Source organism: Micromonospora sp. CNZ297, from assembly GCF_007827625.1.
In genome coordinates this window covers 45,563-60,535 of the sequence record NZ_VISU01000005.1, presented here as the reverse complement: position 1 = coordinate 60,535, position 14,973 = coordinate 45,563, and the positions used below count along the sequence as shown (strand labels likewise).

Here is a 14,973-nt window from a genome sequence, read left to right as displayed (position 1 = left end):
GGACGCCCGGTCCGGCCGAAATGCCGGACCGGGCCGGGGTACCCTGTGTGGCCGTGGACACAGCAGAGAAGACCCGGATGTTCTCCGAGAGCGTGGCGCTGAACCCGCTCGATCCGAAGGACCTCATCCACACCTTCGGCATGATCGGCGTCTGGGTGATCCTCTTCGCCGAGACCGGGCTGCTCGTCGGCTTCTTCTTCCCGGGCGACTCGCTGCTGTTCCTGGCCGGGGTGGCCGCCTCTCCGGTGGCCGACGCCATCTTCGGCGACGGCACCCGCCTGTCCCTGGCCGGGCTGATGATCGGCGGTCCGCTCTGCGCCATCGTCGGCGCCCAGCTCGGGCACTGGCTCGGCGCCCGGTACGGCCGGCGCATGTTCGAGAAGCCCAACTCCCGTCTGTTCAAGCGGGAGTACGTGGAGAAGGCGGAGTACTACTTCCAGAAGTTCGGCCCGGCGAAGGCCGTGGTGCTGGCCCGGTTCATCCCGATCGTGCGGACGTTCCTCAACCCGGTGGCCGGGGTGCTCGGCATGCCGGCCCGCCAGTTCTTCGTGTGGAACGTGGTGGGCGCGGTCCTCTGGGTGGACGGCATCCTGCTGATCGGCTACCTGCTGGCCCGGCAGATCTACGACGCCATCGGCGACAAGATCGACAGGTACATCCTGCCGGTGGTCGCGCTGATCATCGTGATCTCGGTGCTGCCGATCTTCTTCGAGTTCCTCCGCGACCGGCGGGCACGCAAGCGCGGCGAGGCGGTCGCCGTCATCACCGCGGCGACTGTGGCCGGCACTGTGGAGGCGGCCCGGGAGGGCATCGAGGAGCACCGTCCCGGGCACGGCGACGGGCACGGCGGTCAGCACCGCCGCTGAGCACGTACGGACGCCGAAGGCCGGCCCTCGAACGAGGACCGGCCTTCGACAGCACTGCTCCAGCCGGGTCACACGGACGACGACAGCCGTCACCGTGCGCTGATGGCGCCACCCCTCGCACGCCACCGGTCACCCGGTCGGGACGACCCTCGGTCGGGTCGGCCCGAAGGTTTCAGCGAGCCTTCTTGGTGGCCCGCTTCCGCGGCGGGGTGAGCAGATCCGCGATCGTGGCGATCGCGGACGGCACCAGCCGGTAGTACGCCCAGACCCCGCGCTTCTCCCGCTCCAGCAAGCCGGCCTCGGTGAGGATTCGCAGGTGGTGGCTGACCGTCGGCTGCGAGAGGCCGAGCGGCGCGGTGAGGTCACACACGCACGCCTCCCCCTCGGGAGCCGACTGGATCAGGCTGAGCAGCCGCAGCCGGGCGGGGTCAGCGAGGGCCTTGAGGACCCCCGCAAGCCGCTCGGCGTCGGCGCGTTCGATCGGCTCGCCGGCAAGCGGCGAGATCTGAGGCATGGTCATTTCAGCCAACGCAGTTCCCACGTATTCCATCCTTCCACCAGCAGCATCGATCCGCCTGCATATCAGCAGATCCGAATCGGCAAACTTTTACGCCACAAGGCCGAGGTCAGCCAACGTATAGGCCGCCCGATAGGGCAATCCGGCGGCTCGCACCGTGTCGCCGGCACCTCGATCAACAATAACCGCCACACCCACCACCTCGGCCCCTGCCTCACGCAATGCGTCGACAGCCGTCAACACACTTCCACCGGTGGTGGAGGTGTCCTCGACCGCGAGCACCCGTCGCCCGGAGACGTCCGGCCCCTCGATCCGGCGCTGGAGACCGTGGGCCTTGCCCTCCTTGCGGACCACGAAGGCGTCGACCGCGTGGCCGGTGCCCGCCGAGGCGTGCAGCATGGCGGCGGCCACCGGATCGGCGCCCAGGGTCAGCCCGCCGACCGCGTCGTAGGCCCAGTCGGCGGTGAGGTCGCGCATGACCCGGCCGATCAACGGAGCAGCCTCGTGATGGAGCGTGACGCGACGCAGATCCACGTACCAGTCCGCCTCGCGGCCCGACGAGAGCACCACCCGGCCGTGCACCACAGCGAGGTCAGTGATGAATTTGCGCAGGTCGTCGTGGTCGCCCATGGCCCAAGAGCGTACTTCGCAAGTCTGAGCGCCATGTTTCGGGCCTGCCCTGGTCAACCCTGCGGGCGACCGACGGGTGGCGATGAGCGGCTACGCTGTGCGACCGTCCATCCCGGCCGGCCGCCGGGCCGGTGCGCGTACGGGCTGCCGCCGGTCAGCCGCGCTGCCGGCCGACCGCACCCCGGGTGTCCCGCCGGAAGCCGCGCAGCAGCCGCTTCGGCGCGTGCCGCAGCCCGGCCACCGCCACCTTGTACTTCCAGTCCGGCACGCTCACCGACTTGCCTTTCCGCAGGTCACGGAGCCCTTCGGCGACCACATCGTCGGCTCGCAGCCAGGCCCAGGCGGGCAGGCGCGACATGTCGATGCCCGCGCGTTCGTGAACTCCGGTTCGCGTGTAGCCGGGACAGAGCGCCATCACGCGCACACCCAGCGGTGCGACGGACTGGCCGATCGATTCACTGAAATTCGTCACCCACGCCTTGCTGGCCGAGTACGTGGACCCCGGCATGGGGACACCGAAGCCGGCAACGGAAGAGACATTTATCACTGCCCCGCGGCCTCTCTCGATCATCGGACCGAGGGCGGCGTGGGTCAGACGCATCACCGCGAGCACGTTGAGCCGGACCAGCCGCGCCTCGTCCGCCACCGACGAGCGGACGAACGACGTGCTCAGACTGATGCCGGCGTTGTTGACGAGCAGCTCGATCGGCGTACCGGCGGTGAGCCGCTGCTCGACCGCCGCGCAGCCGTCCTCGGTGGACAGATCGGCCGCGATCGTCTCGGCGTCACCGCCGTGCCGGCCGGTCAGCTCGGCCGCCAGCGCGTCGAGCCGGGCGGCGTCCCGGGCCACCAGGACGAGGTCCCATCCGTCGGCGGCGAGCCGGCGGGCGAACGCCTCGCCGATGCCCAGGCTGGCGCCGGTCACCAGGGCGCGGCGCCGGGAGGGGTGGGTGTCACCGGTCATCGGCTGTCCTCGGGAGGTGGCGGGAACCCACCCGGCGGCGTCGCGGGCGGGACGGACGGGGGCGGGTTCAGGCCGGGTGGCGGCCCCCAGGGCGTCGGCCCGGGGGCGGCCGCGCCGGACACTGTCGAGCCGTAGCCGGACAGCCGCAGCGGTGCGGTACGGCGTCGCAGGAACGCGCCGGACGACGGCAGCGTGAGCAGCACGGCGACCACCAGATAGCCGAGGATCTGCGCCACCGACAGCGTCGCGTTCACCGGGATCCACCACGACGGGTACGCGTCGCCGACGAGCCCCAGCAGGTCGGCGGTGATCCGGTCGTCCGCGCCGAGCCGCAGCGGGGCGGCCCGCTGGCCGACCAGCACCGCCAGCCCGCAGCAACCGCAGAGCAGGCCCGTGCCGGCGACCACCCAGGTCGCCGTGCGGGCACCGGACCGGCCGGCGAGCAGACCGAGCGCGAGCCCGACGAGCAGCAGCGCGGCGAGCACGCCGAGCACGGCGGCCAGCACTGTGGAGCCGCGCAGCAGACCGGCCACCTGGTCGACGTCGCCGCCGCTGGCGCCGGTCCGCTCGGCTGCCGCGTCCCGGAACCGGTCCACCGTGCCGCCGCCGACGGCCAGGTTGACCACCGCGTACGCCACGGCGCCCACCGCCATCACCAGCAGCAGCGCCGCCGCGGCGAGGACCGTGCCCGGCCGGCGGGGTGCGGCCCGTTCGGGGTACGACACGACTGATCCCTCCGGTAGGCGTCGGCTTGCAACCTACTCGGAGGGATCGTCGGCGTCGCTGCAATCCGGACGTCAACTTCCGGATGGCGGCTCCGGGTCGCGGCGCTCACCCGGCTGACCACCCGGCGCGGACGGCGGCTGACCGCCGGGCGTCGACGGCGGGGTGCCGGGAGCCGGCGGGTACGACGGGTATGCCGGATCCCCGGACTGGCCCGGGTGCGACGGGTACGCCGGGTAGGCGCCACCGGGCACCGGCGGCTCCCAGCCGGCCTTGGGCTTGCGGAAGAACTCGTTCGCCTTCGGCAGCGCCAGCAGGATCAGCGCGGCCAGCAGGGCGAGCAGCGCGACCAGACCCAGCAGCAGGTTGACCGGGGTGTACCAGGACGGCAGCGCGTCCTCCAGCCGGCGCTGGATCTCCTCCGAGCTGGGCACGTCACCGGTGGTGTTGCCGCCGCCCGTCATGCCGCCGGTGAGGCCGGTCAGCAGCCCGCCGCCGGTGCAGCAGAACAGGATGCCGCCCAGCACCCAGGTGGTGATCCGGGAGCCGTTCTTGCCCCGGTTGTTCAGCAGCGCGAGGACGACGAGCCCGGCCGCGATCAGCAGCGACACGACCGCCGTGATGATGCTGAACGCGTACGCGATGTCGCCGGCCCCTTCGGCCGAGGTGCCCGCGTACGCGTCGGTGAGAACGTCGCGGATCTTGCCGACGACGGTCAGCGCCACGATCAGGTTCAGCACCTGGATCGCGGCGACGAGGATGAGCAGCCAACTGGAGAGCGTCACCACGCCGGGACGCGTGCGGGGCGGGGTGCCCGGAGCATCGACCATGATTCTCCCTTCCTGGATCAGATGCCCACCGTAGCGATCTTCCACCAGCTCAGCACGCCGGAAACGGCTCTACCTCTCGGCGGCGCGCCGCAACCGGCGGTGCTCGGCGGTGACCACGCCGAGCAACGCGAGATCGAGCGCGACGGCGGAGACCGCGCCGAACTGGTTCACAGTGAAGTTGAAGACCTGCCCGAACAGCAGGTCGACGAGCAGCGCCAGCTTGAACAGGCGGAACGCCTCGGCCCGGTTGCGGCGCAGCAGCCAGGCGGCCCACAGACCGAGCACGGCGGTGATCAACGCGGTGGCGCTGACGCCGAGCACCGCGCCCCACTCCCGTTCCTGGTCCAGTTTCCCGGTCACCCCGTCGAGGAACACCGCCACCACCGTGAGCACCGGCTCCACCACCAGGTAGACCACCACCGGCCAGACCAGCCAGCGGCGTCCGGCCGCCCAGACGGCGAGGCGCCGGGCCCGGTCCGCCGCCCGCTGCCAGAGCGGCACCGGCGGCGGTTCCCGGTGGGGCACCGCTTCGAGCAGGTGCGCCACCGCCGTCTCGGTGGCCGGTCCGGTGCCCTGGACGAGCCGCAGCACGGCGATCCGGCGGCGGTCGGTCAGCCCGCCCGGCAGGCCGCTGAGCACCATGTCCAGTGCGTTCGCGGTGCGTTCGGCCGGGGTCAGCCGGGACCGGCCGGTGCGCCCGCGTACCGCCTGGATGAGCAGGACCAGCAGCGCGAACGCGACATAGATGATGGCGGCGGCGGGGGCGTAGAAGTAGTCGGTGCCGGTGGTGACGAACTTGCCCACCTCGTCGATGAACAACCCGAACCCGATGCCGCCGATCACCGCCCCGCCGCTGCGGGCGCCACCGCCGAGGAAGACGAGCGGGATGCCCAGGCCGACGGCGAGCAGCAGGCCGCCCCAGAGGACGTGCGCGATGTGCAGCCCGCCGCCGCCGAGCTGTGGATAGTCGGTGGCCTTCAGGTACGCCCGCACGGCCAGAACGGTGACCACGCCGGAGAGCACGAACGCCTGGAGGTAGGACGCCGCCTCGACCGCCCGGGTCGGCAGCCGGCGGACCAGCCAGCCGATCCCCGGTCGGTGACGCGACGACGATTCGGGTGGCATGTCCCGAAACCTAGTAGCCGCGCCACTCCTCGCGGGCGTAGTCCAGCACCCTCGGGCGCAACAGGGTGGAGGCCGGTACGTCGATCCGGGCCCGGTCGGCGGGGAACGTGCCGGCGGCGGCCAGCACCGCCGGGGTGAGGAAACGCAGCGGCGGCGGATCGTCCGGCAGCGCCAGGTCCGGCGCGACGTCACCCGGCGCGGCGAGCACGAACCCCCAGTCGCCGAAGCTCGGCACGTCGACGTGGTACGGCACTGTGGCGAAGCCCGCCTCGCGCACCGACCGCTCGATCGACCAGTACGACCGGGGTGCGAAGTAGGGCGACCCGGACTGCACGACGAGCCGACCGCCGGGGGCCAGCACCGGCCGGATCAGCGTGTAGAACTCGATCGTGTAGAGCTTCGCGGTGGCCGTCTCGTCGGGATCGGGCAGGTCGGCGATCACCACGTCGAAGCGGTCCGTGGCGGTACGCAGCCAGGCGAACGCGTCCAGGTTGAGCACCCGTACCCGGGGATCGGTGAGCGACTCCCGGTTCAGCTCGCGCAGCTGCGGCTCCCGGCGGGCCAGCTCGACCACTGCCGGGTCGAGGTCGACGAGCGTCACCGAGCGCACGTCCGGGTACTTGAGGATCTCCCGTGCGGCCAGCCCGTCCCCGGCGCCGAGTACCAGCACGTCACCGTGCGCCCCCCGCATCGCCGGATGCACGAGCGCCTCGTGGTAGCGGTACTCGTCGATCGAGCTGAACTGGAGGTCGCCGTTGAGGAACAGCCGCAGGTCGGTGTCGGAGTGGCCGGGCTCGCGCACCGATCGGGTCAGCACGATCTCCTGGTAGCGGCTGCGCTCGGCGTGCACCACCGGGTCGCGGTAGAGCTGCTGGCGGGTGGTCACCTCGAAGTCGTGGGCGGTCACCCAGGCGTACCCGAGAAGCAGGCCGACCACGACGGTGGCCGCGCCCAGCGCGGCCCGCGCCCGGCGGCCGAGTTCGGCGCGGAACACGGTGAAGACGAGCACCACACCGGCGACCGCGTTCACCGCGCCCACCACGAGCGCGCCCTTGAGCTGGCCGAAGACCGGGATCAGCAGGAACGGGAAGGCCAGCCCGCCGAGCAGCGCGCCCACGTAGTCGGCGGCGAACAGGTCGGCCACCGCGCTGCCCGCCGACTGCTCCCGGATGCGTTGCAGCATCACCATGAGCAGCGGGATCTCCGCGCCGATCAGCAGTCCGAGCACGAACGCGGTGCCGACGAGCGCCGGACCGTACAGGTCGAGCCAGGCGAACGCGGCGTAGAGGCCGAGCACCGACAGGCCGCCGAGCAGCGCCAGCGTCAGCTCGATCACCGCGAACGAGACCACCGCCCGGGACTGCAACGGCTTCGCCACCAGCGCGCCGACGCCCATCGCGAAGACCATCACGCCGAGCACGATCGACGCCTGGCCGACCGTGTCGCCGATCAGGTAGCTGCCGAGCGCGACCAGCGCCAGCTCGTACACCAGGCCGCAGGCCGCGCACACGAAGACCGCGAGCAGGACCGCCGCGCGGGCCAGGCGCCACCGCGGCCGTGCGGCCACGTCGACTGTCACCGTCTGCTCCGGGTACGTCCGGCGGCTCCCGCCCCGGCGCGCTGCGCGGGCACCCGTCCCCGGTGGTTGCGGCGCTGGCGCACGCCCACGACGAGGAACAGCGCGGCGAGCAGGAACAGACCGAGCGAGCTGAGGACGTAGATCCAGCGGTCCCGCCAGAAGTCGTTGCCGGCGTCCGGCAGCGGTGCGGCCGCGGTCGACGGCCCGGCGGTGGGGGTGGCGGCCGGCTCGGCGAGCCCGCGCTCGGCGGCGAGCAGCGGCAGGATCGTGGCGGCCCGGGTGACGGCCCAGCCCGGGTCGTCGACGAATGCCTCCTCGTCCAGCCCGAAGCGGCCCAGCCGGGTCTCGATCGCGGCGAGGTCGGCGAACTCGATGTCGTCCGAGCCCTTGATCCGGATCGTGGCGGAGTCCTCCGACTCGCTGCTCGACGAGGTGTACCGGACGTTCGCGGACACCGCGATCCAGCGCGTGCAGCCGGGAGCGTCGATGACTGTGGTGCCGTCGCCGAGGTTGGAGCCGACGCTCACCTCGTCGTACACGTCGAGCAGTTCCCAGCCGTAGCAGATGCCCTGGCTGTCGGCGGCGGCCCGGAGGATCGGCACGGTGCCGGACCGCTCGTCGGCCACCGGCGCGGGGACGGAGGTGTCCGAGTCGCCGCTGAACACACCGATGGCGCAGACGACGACCACGATCCCCACGACCACGGACCAGATCACCGTCTGGGTGCGCTTGTCCTTCCCCGCCGAACGCTGTGCGGGCTTTCCGCTCATCAGATGATCGCGGCCGCGATGATCGCACCGGTGGCGAGGTGCACGGTGGCGGAGACCCACACCGCCGGGTGCGGCTCCGGGTCGACGAGCAGCTCACCGAGCTTGCCCGGCGTGGCCACGTCGAGCAGCACGAACGCCGCCGCCATGATCACCAGACCGAGGATGCCGTACGCGGCGGCCCCGACCAGCCCCAGCGTGAAGTCGTCGTCGCTGGCCACGATCGCGGCGACCACGATCGTGCCGACCCCGAGCAGGTTGGACGAGAGCAGCAGAGCCGCGTTGCGGTTGCGCTCGGTCCAGATCAGCTCGTGGAGCTTGCCGGGGGTGGCCAGGTCGACCAGGACGTAGCCGATCGCCATCAGGACGACGCCGACCGCGCCGTAGGCGAGGGTGACCAGCAGGTCGGTGACGAGATGCTGCACAGGAGACTCCAGGGTGAGGGGGTCGGAGGGGCTACTTGCCGGAACCGGGGCCGCCGCCCCGGACCGTGCTGCCTCGGCCCCAGCCCCAGCTGTTGCCGACGACGCTGTGGTACCGGGGGTAGGCGGTGGTCATCTTCTCCAGCAGGATCACCGAGCCGACGGCGAGCGGGAGGATCACCACCGAGTCGTCGTCGTAGCGCAGGTACACGCCGCTGCCGTCGACGTACTGGTCGGCCGGCTTCCAGGTGTCGGTGATCTGCTTGGACACGTCGCTCGGCGCCTTGTTCGAGGTGTAAGCGATCGCGTTCGAGCCGATGTCCCGCCCGGTGGCGCGGGAGAAGTTGTCCTCCACGTAGCCGCGCGGCGAAAAGTTGCCGTAGAAGATCGTGAAGGCGGCGATGAGCGCGCCGATGACGGCGACCGCCACGCCCACCACGAACCACCGTCGGTACGTCACAGCTCCTCCACCACCGTCTCGGTCAGGACCAACTCGTTGGTCTGCGGGTAGGCGTGCCAGGTGCGCCAGGCGAGCACGCCGTCCGGCGGGGCGGGCCGCACGGAGAGCGCGGTGACCGCGTCCTCGTCGCCGGGGAAGACGCCGATCAGCGCGTACGGGTCCTCGGCCAGTTCGGCGCGCAGCGCCGCGACCCGCGTACGCAGGCCGTCGCCCTCCGGCCGGAGCACTGTGGCGAGGAACCGGTAGCCGGCCGTCTCGTCGTGCAGCGTGCCCGGCAGGTGCGGCGGGCGGCCGGGCAGGCAGGCGACCGTCTCGGTGAGCGTGCCGAGCACGACCTGGTGGGAGGCGCCCAGCAGGCGCAGCCGCAGCCGGGGCAGGCCGGGCAGGTCGATGTCGCGTACGGCGAGCGCCGGCAGCTCCGGGCCGCCCAGGGCCAGGCTCAGATCGGCGGCGCTGGTGTCGACGTACGGCGCGTCCAGACAGACGAGCACGTCAGCGCACCGTGTCCGGGCCACCCTGCGGGTAGATCATCACCTCGGCGCGGCGCAGTTCCTCGCCGAGGTTGACCTCCCAGCCGGCCTCCCCGTACGCCTCGAACGACAGCCGTGCGCCGCCGGGCGCCTGGTAGTCGTAGTAGCGCATGGTGCCGTTCGGGTCGAGGCCGGTGCCCTCGGTGGCCGTGTACCGGGCCTGGCCCGACTCGTCCCAGTTGTAGCGACGGCCGGCGATCTCCAGCGTCGGGGCCCCGGGCGTCACGGTGGCCCCCGGCTCGCTGGTCCAGAGCACCATCTCCAGGTCCGGGTCGGCCTCGACGGAGAGCCAGCGCTTCACGCCGCCCGCATCGTCGAGTAGGTGCTCCGCCCAGCTCCAGCCGCCCTCGACCAGGTGCACCGAGCCACGGACCGTGTACGGCACCGCGCGGATCTCGACGATGTCGCCGGGCTTGAGCGCGCGCGGGTCGCCGCGCAGCGCGTCCGCGTCCCGGTCCCGGAACGGGTCACCCGGCGCCGCCTTCGTCTTCGGGCGGGACGCGGACTGGGACTTCCGCCACGCGATCACCGCGATCACCACTCCGGCCACCCCGACCAGACATCCCAGCGTGGCCAGCACCCACGCCAACGAACCGTTCACGACCGCCTCCCCCAACGTGCTCGGCGGGAACGGTAACAACCGCACGCACGCCTGCTGAAGTCCTGTTCGCTGAGTGTGCGCTCAGCTACTGTCGGCGGCGGCGAGCCGGTCGGCGGCGTATTCGCCCAGCGTGGCGCGGCCCATGAGGCAGCCGGAGAACGTGGTGAACTCGCCGTCGTCGCCGCGCAGCCGGGCCCAGGCGTCCCGCCCGGCGGCCGGATCGACCGCCTCCAGCAGCGTCGCCGCGTACGCCCGGCCGGCCGGCGAACCCTTGCGGAGCAACCTGTCGACCCGCTTGCGGGCCGCCTCCGGGTGCTCCCGCAGCCCCTGTTCCAGCGTCCGGTACGCCTCGGTCGCGGGCAGGATCTGCCCCGCCAGTCCCACCCCGCCGAAGGCGAGGGTGTCCGCGCCGTCGAGTTCCCGCGCGGCCGCGTCCAGTTCCCGTTCCCAGCTCCCGCTCATGCCCCACTATGTGCCCACCCCACCAACCCCTCACGCTCACTCCGTTCGCATGAAAGGAAGGGCCCCCTTTTAACGCCTCCGGTAGAGGAAGGGCCCCTTGTTAACACCACGGCGCACAGCACCCACGACGCACAGCACCCACGGCGCACAGCACCCACGGCACGCGGGCCGGCACGGCCGGGGACGGCGAAGGCCCGGCCGGGAGGGCCGGGCCTTCGCGGGGTGGTGCGGGTCAGGCGGCGGTCACCGCCAGGGACTCCTTGGAGTCGGACAGGTCGACGCGGACCGTGTCGCCGTCGCGGATGTCACCGGCCAGCAGCGCCTTCGCGAGCTGGTCGCCGATCGCCGACTGCACCAGCCGGCGCAGCGGGCGGGCACCGTAGATCGGGTCGTACCCGTGCTCGGCCAGCCACGTGCGGGCCGCGTCGGTGATCTCCAGGCCCAGCCGGCGGTCGGCCAGCCGGCGGCGCATCCGGTCGAGCTGGATGTCCACGATCGACCGCAGGTCCTCGCCCTGGAGCGCGGCGAACACCACGATGTCGTCGAGCCGGTTGAGGAACTCCGGCTTGAAGTGCGACCGGACCACCGCGAGCACACCCTCCCGGCGCTCGTTCTCGGTGAGCGTCAGGTCGCTGATCACCGACGAACCGAGGTTCGAGGTGAGGATCAGGATCGCGTTGCGGAAGTCCACGGTACGGCCCTGACCGTCGGTGAGCCGGCCGTCGTCGAGCACCTGGAGCAGCACGTCGAAGACGTCCGGGTGGGCCTTCTCCACCTCGTCCAGCAGGATCACCGAGTACGGCCGGCGGCGTACCGCCTCGGTGAGCTGGCCGCCCTCCTCGTAGCCGACGTACCCGGGCGGGGCGCCGACCAGGCGGGCCACCGAGTGCTTCTCGCCGTACTCGCTCATGTCGATGCGGACCATGGCCCGCTCGTCGTCGAAGAGGAACTCGGCGAGCGCCTTTGCGAGCTCGGTCTTGCCGACGCCGGTCGGGCCGAGGAACAGGAAGCTGCCGGTCGGCCGGTCCGGGTCGGCGACGCCGGCCCGGGCGCGGCGTACCGCGTCGGAGACCGCGCCCACCGCCTCGGCCTGGCCGACCACGCGGCCGCGCAGCGTTTCCTCCATCCGGAGCAGCTTGGCGGTCTCGCCTTCGAGCAGCCGCCCGGCGGGGATGCCGGTCCAGGAGGCGACCACTGCGGCGATGTCGTCCGCGCCGACCTCCTCCTTGAGCATCGCGCCGTCGGCCTGGAGCCGGGCCAGCTCCTCCTCGGCCTGCTTCAGCTCGGTCCGCAGCGCGGGGATCCGGCCGTACCGCAGCTCGGCGGCGCGTTCCAGCTCGCCGTCGCGCTCGGCCCGCTCGGCCTCGCCACCGAGGCGCTCCAGCTCCTCCTTGGCCGTGGAGAGCTTGGTGATGTGACTCTTCTCGGTCTGCCAGCGCTCGGAGAGCGCGGTGAGCTGCTCGCGCTTGTCGGCCAGCTCCTTGCGCAGCCGCTCCAGACGCTCGGCGGACGCGGCGTCCGGCTCCTTTGCGAGCGCCATCTCCTCGATCTCCAGGCGGCGTACCGCCCGCTCGATCTCGTCCACCTCGACCGGGCGCGAGTCGATCTCCATGCGCAGCCGGGACGCTGACTCGTCCACCAGGTCGATCGCCTTGTCCGGCAGGAACCGGTCGGTGATGTACCGGTCGGAGAGCGAGGCGGCGGCCACGAGTGCGGCGTCGGTGATCCGTACGCCGTGGTGCACCTCGTAGCGCTCCTTGAGCCCGCGCAGGATGCCGATGGTGTCCTCGATGGTCGGCTCGCCGACCAGCACCGGCTGGAAGCGGCGCTCCAGGGCCGGGTCCTTCTCGATGTGCTCGCGGTACTCGTCGAGCGTGGTCGCGCCGACCATCCGCAGCTCGCCGCGCGCCAGCATCGGCTTGAGCATGTTGCCGGCGTCCATCGAGCCCTCGCCCTTGCCGGCGCCGACCACGGTGTGCAGCTCGTCCAGGAACGTGATGACCTGGCCGTCGGAGTTCTTGATCTCCTCCAGAACGGACTTCAGCCGCTCCTCGAACTGACCGCGGTAGGACGCACCGGCGACCATCGCGCCGAGGTCGAGCGAGACGAGCTTCTTGTCCCGCAGCGACTCCGGCACGTCGCCGGCCACGATCCGCTGGGCCAGGCCCTCCACGATCGCGGTCTTGCCGACGCCCGGCTCGCCGATCAGCACCGGGTTGTTCTTGGTACGCCGGGACAGCACCTGGATCACCCGGCGGATCTCCGAGTCCCGGCCGATCACCGGGTCGATCTTGCCGTCGCGGGCGCTGGCGGTGAGGTCCACGCCGTACTTGGCGAGGGCCTGGTAGGTCTGCTCCGGGTCGGCGGTGGTGACCCGGCGGTCGCCGCCCCGGACGGTCGGGAACGCGGCGACCAGGTTCTCCTCGGTGGCGCCGGAGTTCTTCAGCGCTACCGAGACCGCGCCGCCGACCCGGGCCAGCCCGGCCAGCAGGTGCTCGGTGGAGGTGTACTCGTCGCCCAGCGGCCGCGCGATCTGCTCGGCGGCGCCGATGGCGTTGACGAACTCGCGGGCCAGGGTCGGCTCGGCGATGCTCGACCCGCGTGCGGCCGGCAGCGCGTCGACCGAGCGCTGGGCGACGCGGCGCAGCTCGGCGGGGTCGGCTCCGACGGCGCGCAGCAGGCCCGCGGCGGTCGAGCCTTCGGTGTCCAGCAGTGACAGCAGCAGGTGCCAGGGCTCCACGGTGGCGTGACCGCGCTGGTTCGCCAGCGCGACGGCACCGGTGATGGCTTCGCGGCTCTTGGTGGTGAGACGTTCCGTGTTCATGGGCTCCCCCGGATCGGCGTGTCCACTGGACATGACACAACCAGAGTTGAGTCTATTCCGCTCAACTCCACCGCTGTGACCTGAGTCACCGTCCTCCGGTCCGGCCGGGGAGACGCGCGAGGCAGGGAGTCTCGTGGTCGGCGCGCAGCACGCAACGCCGGCCGCCGTCCAGCTTGCGGTCGCAGAACACCCAATGGCGTACGGACTGGTCGTCCTCCGTCGACACGGTGATCCCGCCCAGCTCCACCACCGCGAGGAACGCCAACGACCGGCCGGCCGTGCGACCGAGCATCTTCGCCCGGGCCAGGTCCGCCGCGCGCACCGGCAGATGGATCACGTACCGCCCGGTCACGGCCGCCCGGCCAGGTCGCGCATCGAGGGAGCCTGACGGGACTGCCACTCGCGCAACGCGCCCTGATCCGCGCCGTCTCGTCCCGGCTACGTGCGACTTCGGCGTACGCGGCGGCGAGGTCCCCGGCGACGCGGTCGAGGAACGCGGCGACCTCGGCGGGGTCCAGCCCTCGCCGGCACGTCCTGAAGCTGCGGCCCCGCACCTGCCAGGGCCGGAGCGGAAGGTACGACGCGGAGCGGTAGGGGCCGCCCGGCGCGGAGTCGGGCGGGCGCGCGTTCCGCCGCTTCGGACGTATTCGCAGGATATTGCGCACGACACTGTCCCTTCTCGCCGAGGACGGGGGTCGGGACGAGCCACGGGGGATGCCCGCCCCGACCCTGGAAGCTCCAGGTGCCATCCGGGAGCGTTCGCCAGCAACCTACAATCGGTACCAGTCGTAGGTCAACGATCGACCCACAATTGCTTGAGGTTGGAGGTGGGTGCATGGTCGAATGGGCATGCCATCCGGGGAGTGTGTATGCCCAAGCAGCAGTACCAAGTGCTCGCAGACGAACTGAAGAGCAAGATCGATTCGGGAGAGTGGCCACCCGGCACCAAGCTGCCGAGCCGCGCCCAACTGTGCAAGGAATACGGAGTCTCCGACACGGTCGTCGGCAAGGCGATGATGATCCTGCGCGCGACCGGCCTCACCGAGACGCTCGAAGGTGTCGGCGTGTTCGTGGCCGAACGGACCTAGACGAGCCGCCCGAGCCGCATTGTGCAGCCTGTAGTTCGGCCCCGGACGCGGTGCGTGCGTGGCAGCGGTAGCCTCACCGGCGTGCGAGTACGTGTCGAACAGACCGCCCTGCCCGGGATCGGCGTACGTCATGATCTGATGACGGAGTCCGGCCGCCGGCTCGGCGTGGTCTCCCACCGCAATGGCCGCCGCGACCTGGTCCTATACGACCCGGACGATCCCGACTCCTGCCAACATGACATACCCCTGACCGACGACGAGGCGGAGGCGCTCGCCGACATCCTCGGCGCGTCGCTGATGCTGGGTCAGCTCTCCGGGCTGCGCGAGCAGGCCGCCGGGCTGCTGACCGAGCAGATCGCCATGCCGGCAGGGTCGAAGTACGTCGGCAGGCGGCTCGCGGACACCAAGGCACGCACCCGGACCAGCGCGTCGATCGTGGCCGTGCTGCGTCAGGGCGCCGTGAACGTCTCGCCCGATCCCACCTTCCGGTTCGAAGCCGGCGATGTGGTCGTCGTGGTCGGTACCCGTCAGGGGCTCGACGGCGTGACCGCGATCCTCGCCGAGACCGATCCGGACGGCTGACGC

Annotated in this window: 18 protein-coding genes and 1 pseudogene; 3 read left to right on the top strand and 16 right to left on the bottom strand. The window is 71.8% G+C overall.

The window, feature by feature from the left end:
- Positions 1-20 precede the first annotated feature (20 nt).
- Entirely contained in the window at positions 21-866 is an 846-nt protein-coding gene (locus FB454_RS11255; protein WP_030269737.1) for a DedA family protein, read from the top strand.
- Between the two features lie 172 nt (positions 867-1,038).
- Here FB454_RS11255 and FB454_RS11250 read toward each other — a convergent pair whose 3' ends face one another.
- The 16 genes and pseudogenes from FB454_RS11250 to FB454_RS11175 all read right to left on the bottom strand — a co-directional run bounded on the left by FB454_RS11250 (position 1,039) and on the right by FB454_RS11175 (position 13,965).
- Entirely contained in the window at positions 1,039-1,416 is a 378-nt protein-coding gene (locus FB454_RS11250; RefSeq protein WP_007454255.1) for an ArsR/SmtB family transcription factor, read from the bottom strand.
- A gap of 57 nt (positions 1,417-1,473) precedes the next feature.
- The gene (gene pyrE, locus FB454_RS11245) at positions 1,474-2,013 is read right to left on the bottom strand and encodes an orotate phosphoribosyltransferase (RefSeq protein WP_013283387.1); all 540 of its coding nucleotides are present in this window, start codon (positions 2,011-2,013) and stop codon (positions 1,474-1,476) included.
- Positions 2,014-2,167: 154 nt separating this feature from the next.
- Positions 2,168-2,977, bottom strand: a complete 810-nt coding sequence (locus tag FB454_RS11240) for an SDR family NAD(P)-dependent oxidoreductase (RefSeq protein WP_145822911.1) — start codon at positions 2,975-2,977, stop codon at positions 2,168-2,170.
- Positions 2,974-3,702, bottom strand: a complete 729-nt coding sequence (locus tag FB454_RS11235) for a hypothetical protein (RefSeq protein WP_030269733.1) — start codon at positions 3,700-3,702, stop codon at positions 2,974-2,976. Before FB454_RS11235 ends, FB454_RS11240 begins: the two co-directional genes overlap by 4 nt.
- Positions 3,703-3,774: 72 nt before the next feature.
- Entirely contained in the window at positions 3,775-4,530 is a 756-nt protein-coding gene (locus tag FB454_RS11230; protein ID WP_030269731.1) for a hypothetical protein, read from the bottom strand.
- A 69-nt stretch (positions 4,531-4,599) separates the two neighbouring features.
- On the bottom strand, positions 4,600-5,598 hold the full coding sequence (locus FB454_RS11225; protein WP_041784385.1) for a hypothetical protein: 999 nt from the start codon (positions 5,596-5,598) through the stop codon (positions 4,600-4,602).
- A gap of 67 nt (positions 5,599-5,665) precedes the next feature.
- Positions 5,666-7,234 (bottom strand): polyamine aminopropyltransferase, encoded by a 1,569-nt coding sequence (locus FB454_RS11220; protein ID WP_145822910.1) that lies wholly within the window; start codon positions 7,232-7,234, stop codon positions 5,666-5,668.
- Positions 7,231-8,004 (bottom strand): hypothetical protein, encoded by a 774-nt coding sequence (locus FB454_RS11215; protein ID WP_145822909.1) that lies wholly within the window; start codon positions 8,002-8,004, stop codon positions 7,231-7,233. Before FB454_RS11215 ends, FB454_RS11220 begins: the two co-directional genes overlap by 4 nt.
- Positions 8,004-8,426 carry a DUF350 domain-containing protein gene (locus FB454_RS11210; protein ID WP_030269725.1) on the bottom strand — a complete coding sequence of 141 codons (423 nt, stop codon included), beginning with the start codon at positions 8,424-8,426 and terminating at the stop codon, positions 8,004-8,006. The genes FB454_RS11215 and FB454_RS11210 overlap by 1 nt, the downstream gene beginning before the upstream one ends.
- A 31-nt stretch (positions 8,427-8,457) precedes the next feature.
- Positions 8,458-8,883, bottom strand: a complete 426-nt coding sequence (locus tag FB454_RS11205) for a DUF4247 domain-containing protein (RefSeq protein WP_013283379.1) — start codon at positions 8,881-8,883, stop codon at positions 8,458-8,460.
- On the bottom strand, positions 8,880-9,374 hold the full coding sequence (locus tag FB454_RS11200; protein WP_013283378.1) for a DUF2617 family protein: 495 nt from the start codon (positions 9,372-9,374) through the stop codon (positions 8,880-8,882). The genes FB454_RS11205 and FB454_RS11200 overlap by 4 nt, the downstream gene beginning before the upstream one ends.
- Position 9,375: 1 nt before the next feature.
- Positions 9,376-10,014 carry a DUF4178 domain-containing protein gene (locus FB454_RS11195; protein WP_030269724.1) on the bottom strand — a complete coding sequence of 213 codons (639 nt, stop codon included), beginning with the start codon at positions 10,012-10,014 and terminating at the stop codon, positions 9,376-9,378.
- Positions 10,015-10,095: 81 nt separating this feature from the next.
- Positions 10,096-10,476, bottom strand: coding sequence for a hypothetical protein (locus tag FB454_RS11190; protein ID WP_071097236.1), 381 nt, complete (start codon positions 10,474-10,476; stop codon positions 10,096-10,098).
- A gap of 232 nt (positions 10,477-10,708) precedes the next feature.
- A complete protein-coding gene (clpB, locus tag FB454_RS11185; protein WP_013283375.1) occupies positions 10,709-13,300 on the bottom strand; it encodes an ATP-dependent chaperone ClpB in 2,592 nt (863 codons plus the stop codon).
- Between the two features lie 85 nt (positions 13,301-13,385).
- Complete coding sequence (locus FB454_RS11180) at positions 13,386-13,652, bottom strand: hypothetical protein (protein WP_013283374.1); 267 nt, start codon at positions 13,650-13,652, stop codon at positions 13,386-13,388.
- A pseudogene (locus FB454_RS11175) lies at positions 13,649-13,965 on the bottom strand (DivIVA domain-containing protein). The gene FB454_RS11180 and the pseudogene FB454_RS11175 overlap by 4 nt, the downstream one beginning before the upstream one ends.
- A 204-nt stretch (positions 13,966-14,169) precedes the next feature.
- On the opposite strand from FB454_RS11175, the gene FB454_RS11170 reads away from it, so the two are divergent.
- Complete coding sequence (locus tag FB454_RS11170) at positions 14,170-14,388, top strand: winged helix-turn-helix domain-containing protein (RefSeq protein WP_013283372.1); 219 nt, start codon at positions 14,170-14,172, stop codon at positions 14,386-14,388.
- Positions 14,389-14,469: 81 nt separating this feature from the next.
- A complete protein-coding gene (locus FB454_RS11165; protein ID WP_013283371.1) occupies positions 14,470-14,970 on the top strand; it encodes a cation:proton antiporter regulatory subunit in 501 nt (166 codons plus the stop codon).
- Positions 14,971-14,973 lie beyond the last annotated feature (3 nt).

What these genes read in the sequence shown, in the direction of transcription:
- FB454_RS11240 (WP_145822911.1), bottom strand. Translation starts at nt 2,977, where the DNA reads ATGACCGGTGACACCCACCCCTCCCGGCGCCGCGCCCTGGTGACCGGC.
- FB454_RS11190 (WP_071097236.1), bottom strand. Translation starts at nt 10,476, where the DNA reads ATGAGCGGGAGCTGGGAACGGGAACTGGACGCGGCCGCGCGGGAACTC.
- FB454_RS11255 (WP_030269737.1), top strand. Translation starts at nt 21, where the DNA reads ATGCCGGACCGGGCCGGGGTACCCTGTGTGGCCGTGGACACAGCAGAG.
- FB454_RS11230 (WP_030269731.1), bottom strand. Translation starts at nt 4,530, where the DNA reads ATGGTCGATGCTCCGGGCACCCCGCCCCGCACGCGTCCCGGCGTGGTG.
- FB454_RS11250 (WP_007454255.1), bottom strand. Translation starts at nt 1,416, where the DNA reads ATGGAATACGTGGGAACTGCGTTGGCTGAAATGACCATGCCTCAGATC.
- FB454_RS11215 (WP_145822909.1), bottom strand. Translation starts at nt 8,004, where the DNA reads ATGAGCGGAAAGCCCGCACAGCGTTCGGCGGGGAAGGACAAGCGCACC.
- clpB (WP_013283375.1), bottom strand. Translation starts at nt 13,300, where the DNA reads ATGAACACGGAACGTCTCACCACCAAGAGCCGCGAAGCCATCACCGGT.
- FB454_RS11170 (WP_013283372.1), top strand. Translation starts at nt 14,170, where the DNA reads ATGCCCAAGCAGCAGTACCAAGTGCTCGCAGACGAACTGAAGAGCAAG.
- pyrE (WP_013283387.1), bottom strand. Translation starts at nt 2,013, where the DNA reads ATGGGCGACCACGACGACCTGCGCAAATTCATCACTGACCTCGCTGTG.